2 protein-coding genes are annotated in these 1564 nt (G+C 22.8%); one reads left to right on the top strand and one right to left on the bottom strand.

Annotation, left to right across the window (positions count from 1 at the left end):
* On the bottom strand, positions 1-1080 hold a 1080-nt coding region (locus XO10_RS10485), incomplete at its 3' end, for a hypothetical protein (RefSeq protein WP_175421493.1).
* A 295-nt stretch (positions 1081-1375) separates the two neighbouring features.
* Here XO10_RS10485 and XO10_RS10760 point away from each other — a divergent pair.
* Positions 1376-1507 (top strand): hypothetical protein, encoded by a 132-nt coding sequence (locus tag XO10_RS10760; protein WP_255370589.1) that lies wholly within the window; start codon positions 1376-1378, stop codon positions 1505-1507.
* Positions 1508-1564: the final 57 nt, after the last annotated feature.

The raw sequence follows: 1564 nt of genomic DNA, 5'->3' as shown, positions 1-1564 counted from the left end.
ATCTATGAGAATTTTCTCATGAAAATTCTCCATCATAACATTAAAAAAATACATCTTCTCATAATTAGCAGAGAAGAATTTAATAATCTTATTTTTATCTCCTTCAAAAGTCAATTTCAAAATATGACTCTTTGTAAAAAATGGTTTTTCTATTAATGCTGTATATGCTGAGAAGAATAATATTGGGATATTTACTTCTTTTTGTTTTCTAAATTTAATAGTATTTTCTTTAAAATTCTTCTTTATTTCTTTTTCAAATTCTTTTGAATAAAAGCTTCTATTAAACTTCTTATCGAGATTTACTTCAGGAAAAATCTTTTTTAGTTCATTTACTATATTACATATTTCAGAAATACGCATATCATTATTAATCTTTTTTACTTCAAAAATAGTATCAAACCAGTTATAAATATAATTTAAATCCTCAAAATAGTAACCAATATAATACTCCAATAACTCAGCAGCAATCAAAGCCTTCTTTTTATCTACTTTTTTTATCCACCATGCTGCACCATTTAAACCATTACACATCATAGTTGGATGTGGAAAGTCTTTTGCAAGAAAATATCCTTCTATAAATAAATAATATGCTTTGTTGTAATTTTCTTTTTTTATTTCTTTTCTTGCTTCTGAATATTTTATTATTGATTGTTGATTTTTATATTCTTTGTATTTTTGACTATAAATTCTCAGATTTTCATTTATTTCCAACCTTTCAATTAAAAGATTTAATCCTGGAATTATTAGATTCCTTGCATAATCTGGAAGAGAAGGTAAATTGTTTTTGAGTATATTAATTTCTTCAATCATATTGTTTTTCTTCTTTTTTAAAGACAATATCCATATCTTTTCAAATCTTGCAAGCTCTCTCAATATTGTTGTTGTTGTTGTTGTTGAAATAACTTTATCAGCATATTTAAAAGCATTTCTATATTTTGAATCCCATATTGATTTTAATAGTAATAAATAGTATTTTACACTTTCCTCTTTGAGTATATCCAGTAAATAATTAATTATAGTTCTTGAAAATGAACCATATTGAACTATGAAAATAATATCTTTTAATTTATACTCATTCAAAATATCACCTTCTTAAAATAACTTTTACCATATCGTATTTTTTTATTTACAGCGCTAATTTATTACAATTAAATTACGGACTATATTAGTAGAAAAATTCAAATAATACTCTAATTATCATAAAATATTAATTTAAATTATGTAATAAAATATTAAAAATACTAATAAAATAAGCGATTTTTTAAAAGTTGTTTTGGTACCTTCTGAAATATTGAAATAAACATATTTACAGAAGCCGAAAAATGACTTGAAAACCATGTTAGAAATGGTAAAATCAAAAATGGAGGTGGAAAATATGAAAAAAATCACTATATTAATAATCATAGGAATAGTAATATTTTCAACAATGGTATTTGCAGGTGATAATAATAAAGATTATGCCACACATTCAACCAATCCTCAAATCCAAATTGAATTTTCTGAGTAGTTAGATAGAATCTATTTTCTATTTTATATCTACGTAGATATTATATCAAAAATTTAA

Source organism: Marinitoga sp. 1135 (assembly GCF_013363245.1).
Lineage (GTDB): Bacteria > Thermotogota > Thermotogae > Petrotogales > Petrotogaceae > Marinitoga > Marinitoga piezophila.
This window is presented reverse-complemented; position numbering and strand designations above follow the sequence as displayed.